The following is a 22,607-nucleotide window of genomic DNA, read 5'->3' as shown; positions in this document are numbered from 1 at the left end:
CCCCCCCCCCCCCCCCCCCCCCCCCCCCCCCCCCCCCCCCCCCCCCCCCCCCCCCCCCCCCCCCCCCCCCCCCCCCCCACCCACCCCCCCCCCCCCCCCCCCCCCCCCCCCCCCCCCCCCCGGCAGATCGCGGCCGACGGGCTGCGGGTGACCCGCGGCCTCTACCTCTCGCAGAGCGTGGCGCCGTCGCTGGTGTCCCGCTGCCGCGCGTGGGCCCGACTGCTCCCGCCGGACGCCGCCTTCGGCCTGCGCACCGCAGCCGAGCTGCTCGGTCTGCCCGTGGACAGCAGTCCCGACGTGCACGTCGTGCTCCGCCCGCGCCCGGTCCTCCCCCAGCGCCGGGGACTCGTGGTCCACGCGCGCCGGATCCGCGAGGACGACGTCGTCACGGTCGGCGGCCTGCGCCTCACGGCCGGGCCGCAGCTGTTCCTCGACCTGGCCGCCGGCCTGCCGCCCGCCGAGCTGGTGGCTGCCGGGGACGCGCTGGCCCACCGGCAGCTGCTGGATCCCGGCGCACTCGCGGGGCGGCTGGCCCGTGCCGACGGCGTCCGGGGGGTCGTCCGTGCTCGCGCGTGCGCACCGCTGCTCGACGCTCGCGCGATGTCCCGCCCCGAGAGCCTGATGCGCTACTGGTTGCTCGCGAGCGATCTGCCCGCCCCCCAGGTGCAGGTGCCGATCCACGACCGCGCCGGACGGGTCGTGGCCCGTGCCGACCTCGGCTACCCCGAGTGGAAGGTCGCGCTCGAGTACGAGGGTCGGCAGCACGCAGAGGCGGGGCAGTTCGGCCGCGACATCGACCGCTACTCGCTCATGGCCGCGGACGGGTGGCTGACCCTCCGGTTCGCCGCCCGGCACCTGAGCGGCCCGGTCGTGGTCCTGGACCGCACCACGCGGGCGCTGATCAGCCGGGGATGGCGACCGGTCCCCCGTTGATCATGGAGTTGTTGCCGCCGACACGCGCGAACGCGCCGCGGCGAGCGGCAACAAGGCGATGATCAACGCCGCGACGACCGCGACCGTCCACGGCAGCAGGTCGCGGGCGGCGGGCGAGGCGGCGAGCCCGAACACCTCGACCGCGGCCGCCAGCGAGTCCGGCAGCGTGCCCGGCAGGCCGATGCCCGGGCGCAGGAGCTGCTCCAGGTAGCCGGCCGCGGTGAGGAACGGCGCGACGGACCAGGCGAGGAGCACCACGACCGGCCACCAGGCCAGCCGGGCGGGCGGCCGCGTGCCCACGACCACCAGCGCCACCACGAGCACCGCCGCGCCCGTCCAGGACGAGACCCGGCCGACGGCCTCCACCCCGGCGTAGGACCGCGTGGTGTCGACGAACGGCAGCGCCACCGACGACAGCCACGACGGCGCCGCCCCGGCGAGCGCCGCCAGGGCCACGCCGAGCCCGGGCCGGCCGAGCGCGGCCGCGGAGCCCAGCCCCCAGCCGGCCAGCGACACCCCGACGACGACGGCGCACAGCCCCCCGACGACGAGCCCGTCCGAGGCGAACGCGTCCGGCGCCTCGCCGCGCAGCGTCGCCGCCGACGGCACCAGGGCGCCGACCAGTCCCAGCGCCACCCCGCCCAGGGTGGCCAGGGTCGCCGGCCGGCGCCGGGGCGCCGCCAGGCACAGCAGCCCGGCGGCGACGCCCCCGACCAGCGCCCCGGTGACCAGCGCGGCCAGGGAGGAGGCCGAGAGCGGCAGGGGCAGGCGCGGGCCGACCGGCACCGGCCGCAGCCCGCCGAGCAGCCAGAACAGGTAGCCGCCGGCCCACCAGACGACGGCCGCCAGCGGCACCAGGGCCCAGCCCGGCAGCCGTCCCGGCCGGTTCACGCCCACGGGTCCGCCGCGGCGCGCAGCACCGGGGCGCCCGTCGCGGCCAGCCGCTCCAGCAGGTCGGCCGCCGTCGCCACGCCGCCGTGCCGGGCCAGCGACTCCTGCACGCGGCGGGCGGCGGCGCCGAACGACGGCGACCCCAGCACCCGCTCCACGGCCGCCCGCACCTTCTCCGGCGCCGGCCGGCCCGTCCGCAGGTCCACCCCGGCGCCCGACGCGGCCACCCGGCGGGCGATCTCCGGCTTGTCCAGGGTGGCGCCGGCCACCACCAGGGGCACGCCCGCGCCCAGGGCCGCGAGCACGCCGCCCCAGCCGCCGTTGGTGACCACCACCGAGGTCCGCGGCAGCAGCCGGTCGTACGGCAGGAAGGCGGCCTGGTGGGCGTTGGCCGGCACCCGGTCGGCCGGCAGCGCCGCTCCCCCGGTCGCGGCGGCCACCGTCACGTCGAGGTCCGCGAGCCCGGCCAGGGCCGGCAGCAGCAGGTCGGACGGGTCGACGTCGTAGGTGCCCTGGGTGACGTGCACGACCGGGCGGTCGCCGTCCAGCGCCGGCCACCAGTCCGGCAGCGGCCGCCCGGCCGGCGGCGGGGCGAGCTGCCCGACGAAGTGCACCTGCCGCGGCAGGTCGCTGCGCGGGTGCTCCAGCTCGGGGACGCCGTGCGCCAGCACCAGCTGCGGCGAGTAGAAGCCCTCCAGCGCCCCGGCCGACGACGGCGGCAGCCCGACCTCCGCGCGCACCTCGGCGGCCACGGCGTCCAGCCGCCGGCCGAGCAGCAGGTGCGACACCCGGCGCAGCGCGGCGTCCCGGACGCGGCCGACCGGCCCGCCCATCGGACGCAGGGCGAGGCCGAAGGGCGGCAGGTCCCGGCTGGGCAGCCCGAGCGGCACGAGCGCCACCGACGCCCACGGGGTTCCGCTCTTCTCCCCGGCCAGCGCCGAGCCGCCCGCCAGCTGGTCGGACACCAGCAGGTCGAACGGGCCCGCGGCCAGGATGTCGCGGGCCTGCCCGGCGGCGGTGCGCAGGAAGACGTGCTCGACGTTGGCCGTGACCGCCCGCGCGCCGCGGCCGTGCGTGACCTCGGGGAACGTCGCGCCGAGGTCGGACTCCTCGAAGTCCGGCGCCCGCTCCCACGGCAGCCAGGTGGCGCCGACGTCGGTGAACCGCTTCCCGTACTTGCGGCCGGTGTAGGCGACGACGTCGTGACCGCGCCGGGCCAGCTCCGCGGCGACGGCGGCCATCGGCTGGACGTGGCCGGCGAACGGCATGGCTGCCACGAGCACGCGCACAGGGGCACCTCCCGATCCGAGACGCCCCGGGACCCTAGCGGCCGAGGACCTCCTTCAGGGCCGCCAGCACCAGCGCCACCGTGTCGGGCCGCGCGTTGTGGCCCATGAGCCCGATCCGCCACACCGTCGCCGCGTACGGTCCGACGCCGCCGCCGATCTCCACGTCGTAGCGCTCGAGCAGCTCCTTGCGCACCGCCGCCGAGTCGACGCCGTCGGGGACGCGGACCGTCGTCAGCTCGGGCAGCCGGTGCCCGTCGGCGGCGAACAGCTCCAGGCCGAGCTCCTGCAGGCCCTCGCCCAGCAGCCGGCCGGCCTCCTCGTGCCGGGCGTGCACGGCCTCGAGCCCCTCCTCGAGGATCCGGCCCAGCGCCGCGTGCAGCGAGACGACCATGCCGGTCGGCGCGGTGTGGTGGTAGGTGCGCCCGCCGCTGCCGGCCGCCTCGCCGGCGTAGCCGCCGAGCATGCCGAGGTCGAGGTACCAGCTCTGCGGCCTCTCGACCCGCCGCTCCCAGGCGCGGTCGCCGATCGTGAACGGCGCCAGCCCCGGCGCGACGCCGAGGCACTTCTGCGAGCCGGAGTACGCGAGGTCGACGCCCCAGTCGTCCAGCCGCACCGGGATGCCGCCCAGCGAGGTCACGCAGTCGGCGAGCAGCAGCGCGTCGCCCTTGCCCTCGGCCAGCGGCGCGAGGTCGGAGCGCACCCCGGTGGAGGTCTCCGCGTGGACCGCGGCGATCAGCTTCGGCGACGGGTGCGCGGCCAGCACGCGCCCGGCGTCGACGGGCGTGCCCCACTCGTGCTCGACGGCCACCACCTCGGCGCCGCAGCGGGAGGCGACGTCGACCATCCGCTGCCCGAACAGGCCGTTGACCGCGACGACGACGACGTCGCCCGGGCCCACCGTGTTGACGAAGGCGGCCTCCATGCCGGCCGAGCCGGTGGCCGACAGCGGCAGGGTGCGCCGGTTCGCCGTCCCGAAGACCTGCCGCAGCCGCTCGGACGTCTCGTCCAGGATCCCCAGGAACAGCGGGTCCAGGTGCCCCAGCAGCGGGTGGCCGAGCGCGGCCACCGCCTCCGGGTACGGGTTGGACGGGCCGGGACCGAGCAGGGTGCGGGCACGCAGCGGCATGCCCGCACCCTACGGGCGGCTAGTGAGCCGGGTTGGTCGGGCCGGGGGCGCCCGGCTCGCCCGGGAGCGGCGGCTCCTCGGGCTTCGCGTCGATGCCGGCCTCCTTGCGCTGCGCCTCGGTGATCGGCGTCGGCGCGCCGGTCAGCGGGTCGTAGCCGGCGCCGGTCTTCGGGAACGCGATGACCTCGCGGATGGAGTCGACCCCGGCCAGCAGCGCGCAGGTGCGGTCCCAGCCGATGGCGGCGCCCGCGTGCGGCGGCGGGCCGTAGGCGAACGCCTCGAGGAAGAAGCCGAACCGCTCGCGCGCCTCCTCCTTCGACATGCCGAGGGTCTCGAACACCCGCTCCTGCAGGTCGGCGTCGTGGATCCGGACCGAGCCGCTGGCCAGCTCGTTGCCGTTGACCACCAGGTCGTAGGCGTCGGAGAGCGCGCCGGCCTTGTCCTCGGCGAACCGGTCGCGCCACTCCGGCGTGGGCGAGGTGAACGGGTGGTGCATGAAGGTCCACTCGCCGTCCTCGGTCTGCTCGAACATCGGGAAGTCGACGACGAACAGGAACGACCAGGTGCCGGGCTCGATCAGCTCGAGGCGGCGGGCGATCTCGTTGCGGGCGGCGCCGAGCAGCTCCTGCGAGGAGCGCCGCTGGCCGGCGGCGAAGAAGACGCAGTCGCCGGGCTTCGCGCCCACGGCCTCGACCAGGCCCTCGCGCTCGGCGTCGGAGATGTTCTTGGCGACCGGCCCGCCGAGCGTGCCGTCCTCGCCCACGGTAACGTAGGCCAGGCCGCGGGCGCCGCGCGACCTCGCCCAGTCCTGCCAGGCGTCGAAGGCCCGCCGCGGCTGCGCGCCACCGCCGGGCATGACGATCGCGCCCACGTACGGCGCCTGGAACACCCGGAACGGCGTGTCGGCGAAGTACGACGTCAGCTCGGTGAGCTCGAGGCCGAAGCGCAGGTCGGGCTTGTCGGAGCCGAAGCGGTCCATCGCCTCGCGGTAGGTCATCCGCGGGATCTCCGGCACCTCGTGGCCGGCCAGCTCCCGCCACAGCGCGCGGACGACGTCCTCGACCACGGCCAGGACGTCGTCGCGCTCGACGAAGCTCATCTCGAAGTCGAGCTGGGTGAACTCCGGCTGCCGGTCGGCGCGGAAGTCCTCGTCGCGGAAGCAGCGGGCGATCTGGTAGTAGCGCTCCAGCCCGCCGATCATGAGCAGCTGCTTGAACAGCTGCGGCGACTGGGGCAGCGCGTACCACTTGCCCGGCTGCAGCCGCACCGGCACCACGAAGTCGCGGGCGCCCTCCGGGGTGGAGCGGGTGAGGTCCGGGGTCTCCACCTCGGTGAAGCCGTGCTGCGCCATGACGCCGCGGGCGACCCGGTTGACCTCGCTGCGCAGCCGCAGCGCCCGCGCCGGGCCCTGCCGGCGCAGGTCGAGGTAGCGGTAGCGGTAGCGGACGTCGTCGCTGGCCGCCTGGTCTGTCTCGATCGGGAACGGCAGCGGCGCCGCGACCGAGAGCACCCGCAGCTCGCTCGCCACGACCTCGATCTCGCCGGTGGGCAGCTCGGGGTTCTCGTTGCCCGCGGGACGGCGGCGGACCTCGCCGGTGACCAGCACGCAGAACTCGTTGCGGAGGGCGTGCGCCTCCTCCTCGCGGACGACGACCTGCACGTAGCCCGAGGCGTCCCGGAGGTCGACGAACACCACCCCGCCGTGGTCGCGGCGGCGGGCGACCCAGCCGGCGAGGGTGACGGTGGTACCGGCGTCGGAGGCGCGCAGCGTCCCGGCGTCGTGGGTGCGGAGCACGTGAGGGGCCTTTCGAGGGAGAGGGCTACCAGCGGTCGTGGACGTGGGCGCGGACGCGCTCGTCGTACACGCTCTCGAGGTCGGCCAGCTGGCCGTCGGTCAGGGGCGGGAGGTCGGCGGCGGCGATGTTGCCACGGACCTGCTCGACGCTGCGCGCACCGGGGATGACGGTGGTGACGCCGGGCTGGTCGATCACCCAGCGCAGCGCGAACGCCGCGGTCGGCGCGCCGCCGGCGATCTCCCGCACCTCGCGGGCCGCCTGCACGCCCACCTCGTACGGCACGCCCGAGAAGGTCTCGCCGACGTCGAAGGCCTCGCCGTGCCGGTTGTAGTTCCGGTGGTCGTCGGGGGCGAACTCGGTGGACTCGTCGTACTTGCCGGTGAGCAGGCCGCTGGCCAGCGGCACCCGGGCGAGGATGCCGACCTGCGCCTTGGCCGCCGCGGGCAGCAGCTCCTCCAGCGGCTTGCGCCGGAAGACGTTGAGGATCACCTGGATCGTCTGGACACCGGGGTGCTGCAGCGCGGTCAGCCCCTCCGCCACGGTCTCGACGCTCACCCCGTACGCGGCGATCGCGCCCTCCTCGACGAACGAGTCCAGCGCGTCGTACACCCGCTGGTCGGAGTAGACCGCGGTCGGCGGGCAGTGCAGCTGCACCAGGTCGAGGGTGTCGACGCCGAGGTTGCGGCGCGACCGGTCGATCCAGGCGCGCAGGTTCTCGGGCGTGTACTGCTCGGCGGTGAACGGGTCGGCCCGGCGGCCGGCCTTGGTGGCGACGAAGGGGCGCTCGGACCGGGCCACCAGCGCCTGCCGGATGCGCACCTCCGAGCGGCCGTCGCCGTAGACGTCGGCGGTGTCGAGCAGGGTCACCCCGCCGTCGAGGGCGGCGTCGAGGACGTCGGCGGCGGTGTCGTCGTCGACGTCCCCCCAGTCGCCGCCGAGCTGCCAGGTGCCCAGGCCGACGACGCTGACGTCGGCCCCCGTCCGTCCGAGGGGTCGCTGCTCCATCACGAGCCCACCGTGTCACGAACCCGCTCGAACAGCTCACCGACCGGGACGGCGACCTGCTCGCCCGAGCGCAGGTCGCGCAGCTGGCCCACGCCCTCGGCCAGGTCGCGCTCGCCGATGACGACCGCGTGCGAGGCGCCCGAGCGGTCGGCGGCCTTCATCGCGCCCTTGAGCCCGCGGTCGCCGTAGACGGTGTCGGCGGGGACGCCGGCCGCCCGCAGCTGCCCGACCAGCGTCACCGCCAGCCGCTTGGCCTCCGCGCCCAGCGGGACGACGAAGGCCCGCACGCCGGTGCTCGGCACGATGTCGAGGCCCTCGGCCTGCACCGCCAGCAGCGTCCGGTCGACGCCGACGGCGTAGCCGATGCCCGACACGTCGGGGCCGCCGAGCGCCGCCGACAGCCCGTCGTAGCGGCCGCCGCCCCCGATCGCCGACTGCGCGCCGAGCCCCGAGTGCACGAACTCGAACGTCGTCTTCGTGTAGTAGTCCAGGCCGCGCACCAGCTTGGGCGCCTCGGTCCAGGCCACGCCGAGGTCGGTGAGGTGCTGCCGGACGGCGTCGTAGTGCGCCCGGGTGGAGTCGGAGAGGTGGTCGACCATCAGCGGGGCGTCGTCCAGCTGCGCCTGCACCTCCGGCCGCTTGTCGTCGAGCACCCGCAGCGGGTTGATCTCCGCGCGCCGCCGGGTGTCCTCGTCGAGGTCGAGCTTCTCCAGGTAGGCGACCAGCTTCTCGCGGTACTGCGGCCGGTCGGTGGCGTCGCCCAGGGAGGTCAGCAGCAGCTCGAAGTCGGTGAGCCCCAGGTCGCGGAAGCCCTGCACGCCGAGGGCGACCACCTCGGCGTCCAGCGCCGGGTCGTCGATGCCGAGGGCCTCCATGTCGACCTGCGTGAAGTGGCGGTACCGGCCGGCCTGCGGCCGCTCGTAGCGGAACGCCGAGCCGACCGTCCACAGCTTCACCGGCAGCGGGCCGGTGTGCAGCCGGTGCTCGATGAAGGCGCGCATCAGCCCGGCGGTGAGCTCCGGCCGCAGGGTGAGCGACCGGCCCCCGCGGTCCTCGAACGTGTACATCTCCTTGGTGACGACGTCGGTGGACTCCCCGACGCCGCGGGAGAACACCGCGGTGTCCTCGAACACCGGCGTCTCGACGTAGCCGTAGCCGGCGCGCCGCAGCGGGGCGGTGAGCGTCTCGCGGACGGCCAGGAACCGCTCCGACTCCGGGGGCAGGACGTCGAAGGTCCCCTTCGGCGCCCGCATGGTCTCGCCGCTCACAGCCCCCGCCCCTTCGGCGCGGCGCCCGCCCCCGCGGCCGCCTCGGCGAGGAAGGGGTTGGTGGCCCGCTCGCGGCCGATCGTCGTGGCCGGGCCGTGCCCGGGCAGGACGACGGTGGCGTCGTCCAGGGGCAGGACGACGTCTCGCAGCGACCGCAGCATGTCCTCCCACGAGCCGCCGGGCAGGTCGACCCGGCCGACCGAGCCGGCGAACAGCACGTCGCCGGCGAGCAGGCCCGGCGCGTCCCCGAGGTCGAGGGAGAAGACCACCGAGCCGCGGGTGTGCCCGGGCGCGTGCCGCACGGTGAGCCGGACGCCGGCCAGGTCGAGGACGGCGCCGTCAGCGAGCGGGCGCACCTCCGACGGGTCGCGCAGCCGCACGCCGGAGATCAGCGGCGCCAGCGCGGGACCGTGCCAGCGCGCCGGGTCGGCGAGCATGCCGTCGTCCTCGGGGTGCAGGTAGGCGGGGATGTCGTAGCCCTCGCACACCGGCAGGACCGAGAAGGTGTGGTCGAGGTGGCCGTGGGTGAGCACGACGGCGACGGGCTTGAGACCGTCGGCGCGCAGCACCTGCGCGAGCGGCTCGACGGCGTCCATCCCGGGGTCGACGACGACGCACTCCTGCCCGGCGCCCGGGGCGACGGCGTAGCAGTTGGTGCCGAACGCGCCGGCGGGGAACGAGCGGATGAGCACGCGTGCAGGTTACGCGGCGGTGATCACGCCGCCCCGGCGCGCTCGAGGATGCCGGGGACCTCGCAGGATCGAGACCTAGACTGGCCGGTCGAGCGGCGGGACGACGACCCGCCCGGACGACGGATCGTCCGCGGCACCCCCGCCCAGGACGCAGCGCACACGCCCGAGGAGTTCGACCGTGCCGACCAACAAGCAGCGGCGGCAGGCCGCGCAGCGCCGGCTGCAGCGCCAGATCGAGCGCCGCGCCGAGCTGGCCCGCAAGCGCCGCCGCAACCTGCTGATCGTGGCCGCCGTCGTGGCGGTCCTCGCCGTCGCCGGGGCCGCCTGGCTGATCGCCGGCGTCGGCGGGGGCGACGACGAGACCGCCAGCGCGAGCGAGTCGGCCACCTCGACCACGCCCACCGTCGACGGCAGCGACGGCACCTGCGACTTCACCGCCGACGGCACCGGCACCGTCGGCACGCCGGCGGCCGAGGTGCCCACCTCGGGGCTGGTCGACCTCACGATGACCACCAACTTCGGGCCGATCGTGCTCACGCTGGACCAGGCGAAGGCGCCCTGCGCCTCGGCCAGCTTCGTGCACCTGGCGCAGCAGAAGTTCTTCGACGGCACCCCCTGCCACCGCGAGACCGACTCCGAGGGCCTCAAGGTGCTGCAGTGCGGCGACCCGACGGGCACCGGCACGGGCGGCCCCGGCTACTCGTTCCCGACCCAGGTGACCGGCGAGGAGACCTACCCGCGCGGCACGCTGGCCATGGCCAACTCCGGCCAGGGCTTCGACCAGAGCCAGTTCTTCCTCGTCTGGGGCGACAGCCAGCTGCCGCCGAACTACACGGTCGTCGGCACCATCGACGAGGCCGGCCTCGGCGTTCTCGACACCATCGCGGCCAACGGCAACAACGGCGCCAACGGCGCGGGCGACGGCGCGCCGAACCAGCCGGTCACCATCGAGACGATGACGGTCGGCTGAGTGCGCGCCCGCACCGCGCTCGCCGTCGCCGGGCTGCTCGCGGGCCTGACCGGCTGCGCCGACACCGTGGTCGGCAGCGGGTCCCCGCGGGACGGCGGCGCGGCCGGCCCGACGTCGTCGCCGTCGGACTCCCCGACGACGCCGACGGAGGCCCCGGCCGAGGGCGTGGCCTGCGAGTGGACCCCGGTGGGGGGCCGCGGCTCCTCGGTGGTGGACGCCGATCCCCCGCCCGACGTCGTGCCGGACTCCGGCCACGCCGAGCTGGTCATGAGCACCAACCTCGGCGACCTGACCGTCGTCGTCGACCAGGAGGACGCCCCGTGCGCCGCCGCGGCGCTCGTCGCACTGGCCGAGCAGGGGTTCTTCGACGGCAGCCCCTGCCACCGGCAGACCGACACGCCGGGCCTGCAGGTGCTCCAGTGCGGCGACCCGACGGGGACCGGCACCGGTGGCCCGCCGTGGCAGTACCCGACCGACGTCGACGGCTCGGAGGTGTACTCGCGCGGAACGGTGTCGATGGCCAACGCCGGCCGGGGGTTCGACGGGAGCCAGTTCTTCCTGGTGTGGGGTCAGGCGGAGCTACCGCCGAGCTACACCCAGGTGGGCACCGTGGACGTCGGCGGGCTGGCGGTGCTCGACGCCGTCGGCGCGGCGGGCAACGACGGCGCCAACGGTCCCGGGGACGGCGCCCCGAACGAGCCGGTCACGATCGAGTCCATGACCGTGGCCTGACGACGGCACGGTCGGCCCACCGGCCGGCACCGCGGCCCGGTGCCGGGGAGGACCCCGCCGCCCCCCGCTCCTCGCGGAGGCCTCCGGCCCCACCCGCCGGGACCGGGCCTCACCTCAGGCGGTCACCCGCTCCACGTCGAAGACGCCCTCGACGTTGCGCACCGTCTGCAGGACGGCGCCCAGGTGGGCGGGGTCGGCCAGCTCGAAGGTGAACCGGCTGACCGCCACGCGGTCGCGGCTGGTCTGGACCGACGCGGAGAGGATGTTGACCCGCTCGTCGGCCAGCGCCTTGGTCACGTCGGACAGCAGCCGGTGCCGGTCGAGCGCCTCCACCTGGATGGAGACGAGGAACACCGACCCCGGCGCGCTGGCCCACTCCACCTCGACCAGCCGCTCCGGCTTGCGCTGCAGGTCCTCGGCGTTGGTGCAGTCGGTGCGGTGCACGCTCACCCCGCCGCCGCGGGTGACGAAGCCCAGGATGTCGTCACCGGGCACCGGGGTGCAGCACTTGGCGAGCTTGGCCCAGACGTCGGTCATCCCGTGCACGATCACGCCGGGGTCGCCGCTGGCGGGGCGGCGGGCCAGCGTGCGGCGGGTGGGGATCGCCGTCTCGGCGATGTCCTCGACCGCGCCCTCGGTGCCGCCGAGCGCGACCATGAGCTTCTCGACGACCGAGGACGCCGAGACCTGGTTCTCCCCCACCGCCGCGTAGAGCGCGGTGACGTCGGCGAAGTGCAGGTCCTTGGCCAGCGTCGACAGCGCCTCGCCGCCGAGCAGCCGCTGCAGCGGCAGCCCGGCCTTGCGCATCGCGCGGGTCAGCGCCTCCTTGCCGGCCTCGACGGCGTCCTCGCGGCGCTCCTTGGTGAACCACTGGCGGATCTTGGTGCGCGCGCGGGAGGAGCCGACGAAGGACAGCCAGTCCTGCGACGGGCCGGCCGTGGGCGAGCGCGAGGTGAAGATCTCGACGACGTCGCCGTTGGACAGCTTGCTCTCCAGCGACACCAGCGCGCCGTTGACCCGCGCGCCGATGCAGCGGTGGCCCACCTCGGTGTGCACGGCGTAGGCGAAGTCGACCGGCGTCGACCCGCCGGGCAGGCTGATCACGTCGCCCTTGGGCGTGAAGACGAAGACCTCCTGCGGCCCGAGGTCGTAGCGCAGCGTCTCGAGGAACTCGCCGGGCTCCTGCGCCTCCCGCTGCCAGTCGAGGAGCTGGCGCAGCCACAGCATGTCGTCGGGCGAGCCGGGCTTGGCGCCGCCAAGGTCGCCGGGCGCGGGCTTGCCGGCGGCCCGGCCCGTCGCGGAGCGCGCCTTCTCCTTGTACTTCCAGTGCGCGGCGATGCCGTACTCGGCCGTGCGGTGCATGTCGTGCGTGCGGATCTGCAGCTCGACCGGCTTGCCCTGCGGCCCGATCACCGTGGTGTGCAGCGACTGGTACATGTTGAACTTCGGCATCGCGATGAAGTCCTTGAACCGGCCGGGCACCGGCTGCCAGTGGGCGTGCATGATGCCCAGCGCGGCGTAGCAGTCGCGCACCGAGTCGACCAGGATCCGGATGCCGACCAGGTCCCAGATGTCGGTGAAGTCGCGGCCGCGGACGATCATCTTCTGGTAGATCGAGTAGTAGTGCTTGGGCCGGCCGGTGACGACCGCCTCGATCTTGGCCGACGCCAGCTGCTCGTGGACGGCCGAGGTCACCTCGGCCAGGTAGGTGTCGCGGGACGGCGCCCGCTCGGCCACCAGCCGCACGATCTCGTCGTAGCGCTTCGGGTAGAGGGTGGCGAACGCGAGGTCCTCGAGCTCCCACTTGATCGTGTTCATGCCCAGCCGGTGGGCCAGCGGGGCGAGCACCTCGAGCGTCTCGCGCGCCTTCTTCTCCTGCTTCTCCGGCGGGAGGAAGCGCAGCGTGCGCATGTTGTGCAGCCGGTCGGCGAGCTTGATGACCAGCACCCGGGGGTCGCGGGCCATCGCGACGATCATCTTGCGGATGGTCTCGGCCTGCGCGGCGTCGCCGAGCTTGACCCGGTCGATCTTCGTGACGCCGTCGACGAGGTGTGCGACCTCGGGGCCGAAGTCGGCGGTGATGGACTCCAGGGTGGCGCCGGTGTCCTCCACCGTGTCGTGCAGCAGCGCCGCCACCAGCGTGGTGGTGTCCATGCCCAGTCCGGCGAGGATCGTCGCCACGGCCAGCGGGTGGGTGATGTACGGGTCGCCGCTCTTGCGCTTCTGGGTGGCGTGCGCGGCCTCGGCGACGTCGTAGGCGCGCTGCAGCAGCGCGAGGTCGGCCTTGGGGTGGCTCTGCCGGTGCAGCGCGGCCAGCGGCTCGAGCACCGGCCGGACCAGCCCGCTGCGCTGGCCGGCCACGATCCGCCGGGCCAGCCGGTCGCGGACGCGGCGGCGCGGCGCCTCGTTGTCGGGGAGCGGCTCGGGCGCGACGTCGTCGGGACGGCGGACGGCGGGGCGGTCGGGCAGCGGCGCGCGCGTGGCGGGCGCGCCGCCCGGTCCGGCTACCGGGGCAGGGGCGTCCTTCCCCTCCGCCGGCGGGACGGGCGTGCCGGGCCGCGCGGTAGCCGCGTTGGCGGCTGCGTCGGGGGCCACGGCGGCTCCTGCGGGCTCGAGGAGGAGGGGACCCTCCCCATGCTAGCCGGGCGACACGCCGGAGGCGCCCTTCCGGGGCGGAACCCCCTCCTAGGTGGTCCAGAGGGAATGGACGGCGTGCGGGGCGATCCGCTCACGACCTCCGAGGGCGACGAGCTCGATGACCACGGAAACCGCGGTCACGACCCCGCCCAGCTGCTCCACGAGCGCGATGGCCGCGGCGAGGGTGCCGCCGGTGGCGAGCACGTCGTCGACGACCAGCACCCGCTGCCCGGGGGTGATGGCGTCGGTGTGCAGCTCGAGCGTCGCGGTGCCGTACTCGAGGGCGTAGTCGGCCGCCACCCGCTCTCGGGGCAGCTTGCCGGCCTTGCGCACGGGCACCACCCCGAGGCCGGCGTCGAGGGCGACGGCGGCGGCCAGCAGGAAGCCGCGCGCCTCCACCCCCACCACGACGTCGAACCCGGGGTCGCCGGCGCCGTCCCCGGCGGCCGCGGCCCGCGGGTCGGACAGCGCCGGTGTGGCGAGGCCGTCGACCATCCGCCGGAAGGCCACGGCGTCGGCGAAGACCGGCGTCAGGTCGCGGAAGACGACCCCTGGGCTGGGGAAGTCGGGGACGTCGACGGCCAGCCCCGCGATGAGGGCGTCGAGCGGCTCCTCACCGACCGGCGTCTCGGGCACCGTCCCGGAGCTCACCGGCGCCTCTTGCCGCCGGACCTGCGGTTGCCCGGCCGCTGCGGGCGGGCGCCCGGCCGCGGCGCGGCGGTGGCGCCGCTGCCCGGCTCGGGCCGGACCGACGACGGCGACTCGACGACCACGTCGGCCTCGACCCGCTGCGGCAGGGCCTCCTCCCGATCGGCGACGGCGACGGACGAGCGCCGCGCCTCCGCACGGGCCCCGCCGCCGGACCGGCGGGCGCTGGCCACCTGCCCACCGCCCGCGGCCCGCGCCTCGGCCTGCCGCGCGGCCGCCGCGCGCCGGGCGAGCACCCGCTTGCGCAGGGCCTGCACCTCGGGCTCGCGCGCCTTGAGGTCGGCCGCGACGGGCGTGGCCAGGAAGATCGAGGAGTAGGCGCCGGCGGCCAGGCCGACGAACAGCACCAGGGCGAGGTCCTTGAGCGTCCCGACCCCCAGCAGCCCGGCGCCGACGAACAGCAGGCCGGCCACCGGCAGCAGCGCGATCACCGAGGTGTTGATCGAGCGCATCAGGGTCTGGTTGACCGCGAGGTTGGCCGCCTCGCCCCACGTCATGCGCGCGCTCTGGGCCAGGCCCTTCGTGTTCTCGTCGACCTTGTCGAAGACGACCACGGTGTCGTACAGCGAGAAGCCGAGGATGGTCAGCAGGCCGATCACCGTCGACGGGGTGACCTCGAAGCCCACGAGCGCGTACACGCCGGCCGTGACCAGCAGGTCGTGCAGCAGCGCCACGATCGCGGCGATCGCCAGCTTCGGCTGGAAGCGGACGGCGAGGAACAGCACCACCGCCACCAGGAACACCACCAGCGCGATGAGCGCCTGGTCGGTGATGTCCTGGCCCCAGGCGGCGCTGACCGACTGCGGGCTGACCTCGCTGCGGTCGACCCCGACCGCGTCCGCCACGGCGTCGACGACCGCGGTCTCCTCGTCGTTGGTCAGCTGGCCGGTGCGCAGCAGGATCTCGCTGCCGCCGACGACCTGCGCGCTGGACACCTCGGCGCCGGCGTCCTCGGCGGCGGTCTCCACGGCCTCCAGCTGCTCGCTGGAGGCGGGTACGCGGAAGCTGTTGCCGCCGGCGAACTCGATGCCGAAGTTGAACCCGCGGAAGACCATCGCTGCGATGCAGACCAGCACCACCACGGCGGTGACCTGGTAGATCAGCTTGCTCTTGCCGACGACGTCGAGGCCGGCCTCGCCGTTGTACAGGCGGTGGGTCAGCGACGCGCGGCGCGGCGGGCGGCGACGCGCGCCGCCCTCCTCCTCGTGCGGCAGCCCGGCCTCGTCGAGGGCCTCGTCGTCGGCCGCTCCGGCCGCGTCGGCGGCGGCCGACGAGGCGTCGGCGGTCTCGTCGGCGTCGGTGCCCACCGGGAGCTCGCGCTCCTGGGCGTCCCGGTCGCGGCTCATGCCTTGCTCCTGTCCCGGGCGCCGGACCCGGCGCCCACCAGCTCCCGCTCGGCCGGCACGGCCGGCCGCGACGCCCGCCGCGACCGGTCGACCTGGCCGAGGCCGCTGAAGCGGCTGCTCCCGAACGACTTGAAGCGCGCCAGGACGGCCAGCAGCGGGTGGGTGAAGAGGAAGACGACGATCAGGTCGAGGACCGTCGAGAGACCCAGCGTGAACGCGAAGCCCTTCACGTCGCCGATGGCGAGCACGTAGAGGATCGCCGCGGCGAGGAAGCTGACCGCGTCCGCCGAGAGGATGGTGCGCCGCGCCCGCGTCCACGCCCGCGGCACGGCCGAGCGCAGGCTGCGGCCCTCGCGGATCTCGTCCTTGAGCCGTTCGAAGTAGACGACGAACGAGTCGGCGGTGATGCCGATCGACACGATGAAGCCGGCGATGCCGGCCAGGCTCAGCGTGAAGCCGATCTCGCGGCCGAGCAGCACCAGGCTCGCGTAGACCACCACGGCCGACAGGCCCAGGCTGGCGATCATCACCAGGCCGAGCAGGCGGTAGTAGACCAGCGCGTAGACGAAGACCAGCACGATGCCGATGCCGCCGGCGATGAGGCCGGCCCGCAGCTGCTCCTCGCCGAGCTCGGTGGAGATCGACTGGGCGGTGGCCTGGGTGAACGTCAGCGGCAGGGCGCCGTACTTGAGCTGGTTGGCCAGCTCCTCGGCGCTGGCTTGGTCGAAGTCGCCGGTGATGGTGGTCTGACCGTTGATCGCGCCCTGGATGGTGGGCGCGGAGACCACCAGGCCGTCGAGGGTGAACGCCACCTGCTCGCCCACGTGCGCGGCGGTGTAGTTGGCCCAGGTGGTGCGGCCCTCGGACTGGAAGTCGAGGAGCACGACCCAGGCGCCGGTGGCCTGCTGCGTGCCGGCGCTGGCGTCGGCGATCTCGGTGCCCTCGATGATCGTCGGGCCGAGCAGGTACTTGGTGGTGCCGTCGGTGCTGCACGTCGCGACGTAGTCGTCGGAGCGGCTGATCTCACCGGTCGGGTTGGTGGTGTCGCAGGTCAACGTGGCGAACTCGGCGGCCGCCTGCTCCTGCGTGACCGCCGGCCGGTCGGGGTCGAGGGCGGGGTCCTCGACCGCGCCGCTGGAGGACGCCGCGGCGTCCTCCGCCGTCGTCGGGGCCGCGGAGGACGTGGCCGCGGTGCTGTCGGTGGGCGCCGCGGGGGTGTCGGTGGGCGCCGCGGAGTCGCTCGGGGCCGCCGTGTCGGTCGGGGTGGCGCCGTCGGTCGGGGTGGCGCCGTCGGTCGGGGTGGCGCCGTCGGTCGTCGACGCCGCCGCGGCGTCGGTCTGGATCACCGGGCGGAACCGCAGCTGGGCCGTGGCGCCGAGCTCCCGGGCCTGGTCGCCGTCGTCCCCCGGGACCGAGATGACGATGTTCGAGTCGCCCTCGGTGACCACCTCGGCCTCGGCGACGCCGAGGCCGTTCACCCGCTGCTCGATGATCTGGCGGGCGAGCTCCAGGTCGGCCTGGTCGGGCGCCTGACCGTCGGGGGTGCGCGCGGTCAGGGTGACCGTCGTCCCGCCGCGCAGGTCGAGACCGAGCTGCGGCGTGCGGGTGTCGCCGGCGAAGAAGATCAGGCTGTACATCCCGGCGATGATCGCCACGAACGCGGCGAAGTAGCGCCGGGCCGGGAGCTGGCGGTTGGCCACGGGAGACCTCCGGGTCAGCGGGGGCCGTCGGTGCCGGTGTCGTCGGCGGGACGCTCCGGCTCGACCGTGCTGCCGGGCACCTCACCGGCCGGCTTGCGGACCTCGAGGATCGCCTGCTGCACGAAGGTGACCACGACACCGGGCGCGATCTCGAGGTCGACGGTGGTGTCGCCCTTGGAGACGACGGTGCCGTGCATCCCGCTGGTGGTCATCACCGGGGTGCCGGGGGCGAGGGATTCCCTCATCGCCTGCTGCTGGGCCATCATCCGCTTGCGCTGCCGCGCGGGCAGCACGAACAGCAGGACCGCCGCCAGGGCGAGCAGGATGAGCGGGAAGTACTGCTCCACGAGTGGTGTGCCTCTCTACCGCGGGTCGTCCCGCGGTCGGTGCGCCCCCGGGGGTCGGGGACGCTCGGGTGCGTCCGGACGTGGCGCCCACTCGGCGCGACCGGGCGGGACGCGCGCGGCCGCGGCCGGACGGGTTGCGCGCCAGCGCCAGGCAGTCTATGCGTCGAAGAGCGTCTCTGACGACGACCCTGGTGCCGGTGAGCCCCCTGGGAGGGAGCCGAGGATGCCGGCGCCCCGCGGCACCGGGTGCCCGAGGTGCCGCCAGGCGGCCTCCGTGGCGACCCGCCCGCGAGGGGTGCGGGCCAGCAGGCCGGCCCGCACGAGGAACGGCTCGCACACCTCCTCGACGGTGTGCGGCTCCTCCCCCACGGCGACGGCGAGGGTGGCCACGCCGACCGGTCCGCCGCCGAACTTCGTGACCAGCGCGTCGAGCACCGAGCGGTCCAGCCGGTCGAGGCCGAGCTCGTCGACGTCGTAGAGCGCCAGGGCCGCGCGCGCGACCTCCCGGGTGACCCGGCCGTCGGCCTTGACCTCGGCGAAGTCGCGGACGCGGCGCAGCAGCCGGTTGGCGATGCGCGGCGTGCCGCGGGAGCGCCGGGCGATCTCGGCCGAGCCCTCGTCGGTGAGCTCCACGCCCAGCAGGGCCGCGCTGCGGGCCAGCACCCGCTGCAGCTCCTCGGGCTCGTAGAACTCCATCTGCCCGACGAAGCCGAACCGGTCGCGCAGCGGGCCGGTGAGCAGGCCGGCGCGGGTGGTGGCGCCGACGAGCGTGAACGGGTTGATCTCCAGCGGGATCGCGGTGGCTCCCGGGCCCTTGCCGACGACGACGTCGACCCGGAAGTCCTCCATCGCCATGTACAGCAGCTCTTCGGCCGGGCGGGCGATCCGGTGGATCTCGTCGATGAAGAGCACGTCGCCCGGGCCGAGGTTGGACAGCATCGCGGCCAGGTCGCCGGAGCGCTCGATCGCCGGGCCGCTGGTGATCTTCACCGAGGTCCCGAGCTCCGAGCCGATGATCAGCGCGAGGCTGGTCTTGCCGAGGCCGGGCGGCCCGGAGAGCAGCACGTGGTCCGGCGGCCGGCCGCGCCGCTTGGCCCCCTCGAGGACGAGGTCGAGCTGGCGGGCCACCTTGGGCTGGCCGATGAAGTCGGCCAGCGAGTGCGGCCGCAGTGCCGACTCGACCACCCGCTCCTCGTCGCCGGCCCCCGCCGCCATCGAGCCCGCCGGCACGGAGAAGTCCCGGCCGTAGCCCTCGGCGAGCTCGGCCGACATGGGGACGTCGAAGGGGTTGCTCATGAGCGGCCCAGCATCTGCAGCGCCTGCCGGAGCAGGACGGCCACCTGGACGCCGCCGTTCGCGGCCTGCTCCTCGGCCACCGGCTCGAGCGCGGCGACCGCGGAGTCGGCCTCACGGCTGCTCCAGCCCAGACCGACCAGGGCGGCGGCGAGCTGGTCGCGCCACGGGGCCACGGGGGTGACCGGGGGCAGGCCCGCGGCGGACGGGGCGCCGTCGAGCTGGGTGTCGGCGGTGGTGGCGCCCAGCCGGTCGCGCAGCTCGAGCACCAGCCGCTCGGCGCCCTTCTTGCCGATCCCGGGCACCTGCATGAGCGCCTTGAGGTCGCCCATCGACACCGCCCGGCGCACCTCCCGCGGCGGGTGGATCGCGAGCACCGCCTGCGCCAGCCGCGGGCCGACGCCGTTGGCGGTCTGCAGCAGCTCGAACAGCTGGCGCTCGTCGTCGTCGGCGAAGCCGTAGAGGGTCAGGGAGTCCTCGCGGACGACGAGGCTGGTCGACAGCCGGGCCTGCTCCCCCACCTGCAGCCGGGCGATCGTGCCGGGGGTGCACTGCACCGCCAGCCCCACGCCACCGACCTCGACGACCGCGCCGTCCGGCGACACCGCGGCCACCCGGCCGGACACCGAGGCGATCACCGCGACACCTCCTGCCAGCGCGGCAGGGTGCGCGGCGCCATCGACGCGCCGAGCCCGCCGGCGAGCGCGGCCGTGCGCAGCCGGTTCTGCGCGGGGCCGCGCCAGACGTGGCAGACCGCCAGCGCCAGCGCGTCGGCGGCGTCCGCGGGCTTCGGCGCCGCCGACAGCCCGAGGACCCGGGTGACCATGAGGGTGACCTGCTCCTTGTCCGCCCGGCCGTTGCCGGAGATCGCGGCCTTGACCTCGCTGGGGGTGTGCCAGGCGACCGGCCGGTCGGCCTGCGCGGCGGCCAGCGCCGCGACGCCGGCGGCCTGCGCGGTGCCGGTCGCCGTCCCCTTGTTGTTCTGGGTGAAGACCCGCTCGATGGCCACGACGTCGGGCCGGTGCTCGCGCAGCAGCGCGGTGACCTGCGTGTGCAGCTCGAGCAGCCGCAGCTCGAGGTCGAGCTCGGCGGAGCTGCGGATCACCCCCACGCCGACCGCCGTGGGGCGGGCGCCGGGGCGACCGTCGACGATGCCCCACCCGCACCGGGTGAGACCCGGGTCGATGCCGAGGACCCGCATTCCCAGCCTCCCCCTGTGAGCCGAACGGGTGTTCGACCCACGCTAGCCTGCCCGACCGACGGGGTGCACGCGACACTCCCGGGCGTGTCCGCCGGTCAGCCGATCCCGATGGCGATCAGGGGCCGGGCGGCCGGGTCCAGCCACCGCAGCAGCGCCACCATGCTGCCCCGGTCGACGGCGACGCAGCCGGCGGTGGGCGCCCCGTCGGTCACGTGCAGGAAGAACGCCGAACCGGCGCCCGGCGTCCCGCCCCTGTTGTAGTCGATGACGACCGCGTGGTCGTAGACCGCGCCGGCCGCCGCCAGGTTCTCGCTCGCCGCCTCGGCGAAGTCGCAGGTGGCGGGCGCGCACTCGGCGTACCGGTTGTAGCGCGGGCTGGCGACGTCGGAGACCCACCAGTCGTCACCGTCGACCACGCGGTACGGCAGGCCGGTGCCGGGGTCGCCCTGCCGGCCGAAGGCCTCGGTGAGCGAGAACGTGCCGGCCGGGGTCCGCGCGGTGCTCTCGCTGGCCTGACCGACCCCCGCCGAGCCGATCCGGGCCGGCACCGGGCCGAGCACCGCCGTCCACCCGGACGCGCCGAGCTGCCAGGCGGTGAGCGTGGCGCTGGTGGCGCGCGCCGACGACGCCACCACGGTGACCACCTGGGTGGAACCGCCCGGGTCCACCCCGAGCGGGAGGCCGCCCGCGGCGGCCGGCGCCGCGGGCGACGCCGACGGGGCCGTCGACGCCCGCTGCGCCGCGGCGGCGGCCCGCGCGGCCTCGGCCGCGGCCTGCGCCGCCGCCTGGACGGCCGCCGCCTCGGTCGCCAGCCGGACCGCGGTCTCGGCCTGCGTGCCGTACCCCGGCGGGACCTGCCCGCGCAGGCGGCCGAGGTCGTCGACCGGTGCCGGCATCCGCGAGAAGGGGGCGGGGGGCTCCTCGGCGACGACGGCGGTCTCGGCGAGGACCGAGGCCGACGAGGAGAGCCCGAGGACCGCCGCCACCCCGAGCACGCTCCCGCGGACCAGGAGCCGCCCCAGCCGTCGTCGTCCGTCCGGTGCCACGCGGGCACGCTAGGGACGGCGCGGCCCCGACCCCGGCTCCCCCGCGCACGGGTGGGGCGGGCGGGACGGGGCGGCGCCGGTGGGGCGGACGAGCCGTCGGCCGGCCCTACCCGCCGGCGTCAGCCGACCACGTCCCCGTCGGCGTCAGCCGACCTTCTCGAGCACCTCGTCGGAGACGTCGTAGTTGGCGTAGACGTTCTGCACGTCGTCGCAGTCCTCGAGCGCGTCGATGAGGCGGAACACCTTGCCGGCGCCGTCCTCGTCGAGCTCGATCGTCGTGCTCGGCACGAACCCGGCCTCGGCGGAGTCGTAGTCGATGCCGGCGTCCTGCAGCGCGGTGCGGACGGCGACCAGATCGGTCGGCTCGCTGATCACCTCGAAGGTGTCGCCGAGGTCGCGGACCTCCTCCGCGCCGGCGTCGAGGACGGCCATGAGCACCGCGTCCTCGTCGGTCTCGCCGCCCTCCTGCGCCTTGGGCACGACGACGACGCCCTTGCGGGAGAACAGGTAGGACACCGAGCCGGGGTCGGCCATCGAGCCGCCGTTGCGGGTCATCGCGGTGCGCACCTCGGAGGCGGCGCGGTTGCGGTTGTCGGTGAGGCACTCGATGAGCACGGCGACCCCGCCCGAGGCGTAGCCCTCGTACATGATCGTCTGCCAGTCGGCCCCGCCGCCCTCGGCGCCGGACCCGCGCTTGACCGCGCGGTCGATGTTGTCGTTCGGGACCGAGGACTTCTTCGCCTTCTGGATGGCGTCGTAGAGCGTCGGGTTGCCCGCCGGGTCACCGCCGCCGGTGCGCGCCGCGACCTCGATGTTCTTGATGAGCTTGGCGAAGAGCTTGCCGCGCTTGGCGTCGATCGCGGCCTTCTTGTGCTTCGTCGTCGCCCACTTGGAGTGGCCGCTCACGAGTCCTCCTCTGCACGCCCGGCCCCGCTCTGGTGGGCCAGGTTCTGTCGCACCAGGTCCACGAACAGCGCGTGCACCCGGCGGTCCCCGGTCAGCTCGGGGTGGAAGCTGGTGGCCACCAGGTTCCCCTGGCGGACCGCGACGATCCTACCGTCGGCCGGCCCGCCCTCGACCCGGCCGAGCACCTCCACCCGCTCGCCGGTCTGCTCGACCCACGGCGCGCGGATGAACACCGCGTGCACCGGTCCCCCGGCCAGCCCGGTCAGGACGACGTCTGACTCGAAGCTGTCGACCTGCCGGCCGAAGGCGTTGCGGCGCACCGTCACGTCCAGCCCGCCGATCGTCGGCTGCCCCGGCGGGGCGTCGAGCAGGCGGTCGGCCAGCAGGATCATCCCCGCGCACGAGCCGTAGACCGGCAGCCCGCCGGCCACCGCCGCGCGCAGCGGCGCCAGCAGCCCGGACCGGTCGGCCAGCTTCGCGATGGTCGTCGACTCACCGCCCGGCAGCACCAGGCCGTCGACGGCGGCGAGCTCCCCGGGACGGCGGACCGGCACCCCGTCGGCGCCCTGCGCCCGCACCGCGGCGAGGTGCTCGCGGACGTCGCCCTGCAGCGCGAGCACGCCGACCCGCGGAGCCCGGTCCGCCGCGATCACGGCGCCCCGGCCACCGGTCCGGCCGTGCGGGTGGTCCCGACGCCGCGATCGCGGAGGACGACGGGTGG

General features: G+C 75.4%; 21 protein-coding genes. 3 read left to right on the top strand and 18 right to left on the bottom strand.

Annotated features, from left to right (window positions below):
* Positions 1–147 precede the first annotated feature (147 nt).
* Positions 148–933, top strand: coding sequence for an endonuclease domain-containing protein (locus tag ACI78S_RS16335; RefSeq protein ID WP_456975162.1), 786 nt, complete (start codon positions 148–150; stop codon positions 931–933).
* Here ACI78S_RS16335 and ACI78S_RS16330 read toward each other — a convergent pair whose 3' ends face one another.
* From ACI78S_RS16330 to ACI78S_RS16300, 7 genes are read right to left on the bottom strand one after another with little or no spacing between them, the layout of a single operon-like run.
* Positions 934–1,824, bottom strand: a complete 891-nt coding sequence (locus ACI78S_RS16330; RefSeq protein ID WP_456975160.1) for a hypothetical protein — start codon at positions 1,822–1,824, stop codon at positions 934–936.
* Entirely contained in the window at positions 1,821–3,107 is a 1,287-nt protein-coding gene (locus tag ACI78S_RS16325; RefSeq protein WP_456975158.1) for a glycosyltransferase, read from the bottom strand. The genes ACI78S_RS16330 and ACI78S_RS16325 overlap by 4 nt, the downstream gene beginning before the upstream one ends.
* Positions 3,108–3,147: 40 nt before the next feature.
* On the bottom strand, positions 3,148–4,239 hold the full coding sequence (locus ACI78S_RS16320; RefSeq protein ID WP_456975156.1) for a pyridoxal-phosphate-dependent aminotransferase family protein: 1,092 nt from the start codon (positions 4,237–4,239) through the stop codon (positions 3,148–3,150).
* A 19-nt stretch (positions 4,240–4,258) separates the two neighbouring features.
* Complete coding sequence (gene aspS / locus ACI78S_RS16315) at positions 4,259–6,034, bottom strand: aspartate--tRNA ligase (protein WP_456975154.1); 1,776 nt, start codon at positions 6,032–6,034, stop codon at positions 4,259–4,261.
* A gap of 25 nt (positions 6,035–6,059) precedes the next feature.
* The gene (locus ACI78S_RS16310) at positions 6,060–7,040 is read right to left on the bottom strand and encodes an aldo/keto reductase (RefSeq protein ID WP_456975152.1); all 981 of its coding nucleotides are present in this window, start codon (positions 7,038–7,040) and stop codon (positions 6,060–6,062) included.
* On the bottom strand, positions 7,040–8,308 hold the full coding sequence (hisS, locus tag ACI78S_RS16305; protein WP_456975150.1) for a histidine--tRNA ligase: 1,269 nt from the start codon (positions 8,306–8,308) through the stop codon (positions 7,040–7,042). Before hisS ends, ACI78S_RS16310 begins: the two co-directional genes overlap by 1 nt.
* Complete coding sequence (locus ACI78S_RS16300; RefSeq protein WP_456975148.1) at positions 8,305–9,000, bottom strand: MBL fold metallo-hydrolase; 696 nt, start codon at positions 8,998–9,000, stop codon at positions 8,305–8,307. The genes hisS and ACI78S_RS16300 overlap by 4 nt, the downstream gene beginning before the upstream one ends.
* Positions 9,001–9,178: 178 nt before the next feature.
* Between ACI78S_RS16300 and ACI78S_RS16295 the strand changes: the two genes are divergently transcribed.
* Both ACI78S_RS16295 and ACI78S_RS16290 read left to right on the top strand, forming a co-directional pair.
* Positions 9,179–9,970: a peptidylprolyl isomerase gene (locus ACI78S_RS16295; protein ID WP_456975144.1), complete on the top strand. Its 792-nt coding sequence runs from the start codon at positions 9,179–9,181 to the stop codon at positions 9,968–9,970.
* A complete protein-coding gene (locus ACI78S_RS16290) occupies positions 9,971–10,702 on the top strand; it encodes a peptidylprolyl isomerase (protein ID WP_456975142.1) in 732 nt (243 codons plus the stop codon).
* A gap of 114 nt (positions 10,703–10,816) precedes the next feature.
* Here the strand turns inward: ACI78S_RS16290 and ACI78S_RS16285 are convergent, their stop codons facing one another.
* From ACI78S_RS16285 to pdxT, 11 genes are all read right to left on the bottom strand, one after another.
* A complete protein-coding gene (locus ACI78S_RS16285) occupies positions 10,817–13,297 on the bottom strand; it encodes a RelA/SpoT family protein (RefSeq protein WP_456975140.1) in 2,481 nt (826 codons plus the stop codon).
* Positions 13,298–13,387: 90 nt separating this feature from the next.
* On the bottom strand, positions 13,388–13,990 hold the full coding sequence (locus tag ACI78S_RS16280) for an adenine phosphoribosyltransferase (RefSeq protein WP_456975138.1): 603 nt from the start codon (positions 13,988–13,990) through the stop codon (positions 13,388–13,390).
* Entirely contained in the window at positions 13,987–15,393 is a 1,407-nt protein-coding gene (secF, locus tag ACI78S_RS16275; protein ID WP_456975136.1) for a protein translocase subunit SecF, read from the bottom strand. The genes ACI78S_RS16280 and secF overlap by 4 nt, the downstream gene beginning before the upstream one ends.
* Positions 15,390–17,093, bottom strand: coding sequence for a protein translocase subunit SecD (secD, locus tag ACI78S_RS16270; protein WP_456975134.1), 1,704 nt, complete (start codon positions 17,091–17,093; stop codon positions 15,390–15,392). The genes secF and secD overlap by 4 nt, the downstream gene beginning before the upstream one ends.
* 14 nt (positions 17,094–17,107) lie before the next feature.
* Complete coding sequence (gene yajC / locus ACI78S_RS16265) at positions 17,108–17,440, bottom strand: preprotein translocase subunit YajC (protein WP_456975132.1); 333 nt, start codon at positions 17,438–17,440, stop codon at positions 17,108–17,110.
* A 156-nt stretch (positions 17,441–17,596) separates the two neighbouring features.
* Entirely contained in the window at positions 17,597–18,736 is a 1,140-nt protein-coding gene (gene ruvB / locus ACI78S_RS16260; RefSeq protein WP_456975130.1) for a Holliday junction branch migration DNA helicase RuvB, read from the bottom strand.
* On the bottom strand, positions 18,733–19,371 hold the full coding sequence (gene ruvA / locus ACI78S_RS16255) for a Holliday junction branch migration protein RuvA (protein ID WP_456975128.1): 639 nt from the start codon (positions 19,369–19,371) through the stop codon (positions 18,733–18,735). The genes ruvB and ruvA overlap by 4 nt, the downstream gene beginning before the upstream one ends.
* Entirely contained in the window at positions 19,368–19,934 is a 567-nt protein-coding gene (ruvC, locus tag ACI78S_RS16250) for a crossover junction endodeoxyribonuclease RuvC (protein WP_456975126.1), read from the bottom strand. The genes ruvA and ruvC overlap by 4 nt, the downstream gene beginning before the upstream one ends.
* Positions 19,935–20,029: 95 nt before the next feature.
* Positions 20,030–20,980 (bottom strand): L,D-transpeptidase family protein, encoded by a 951-nt coding sequence (locus ACI78S_RS16245; RefSeq protein ID WP_456975124.1) that lies wholly within the window; start codon positions 20,978–20,980, stop codon positions 20,030–20,032.
* A gap of 144 nt (positions 20,981–21,124) precedes the next feature.
* A complete protein-coding gene (locus ACI78S_RS16240; protein ID WP_456975122.1) occupies positions 21,125–21,886 on the bottom strand; it encodes a YebC/PmpR family DNA-binding transcriptional regulator in 762 nt (253 codons plus the stop codon).
* Positions 21,883–22,539 carry a pyridoxal 5'-phosphate synthase glutaminase subunit PdxT gene (gene pdxT / locus ACI78S_RS16235; RefSeq protein ID WP_456975120.1) on the bottom strand — a complete coding sequence of 219 codons (657 nt, stop codon included), beginning with the start codon at positions 22,537–22,539 and terminating at the stop codon, positions 21,883–21,885. Before pdxT ends, ACI78S_RS16240 begins: the two co-directional genes overlap by 4 nt.
* Positions 22,540–22,607: the final 68 nt, after the last annotated feature.

The organism is Geodermatophilus sp. SYSU D00815, from assembly GCF_054050035.1.
Note: the sequence above shows the minus strand (reverse complement) of the source record. Positions and strands in the feature narration are given on the sequence as shown.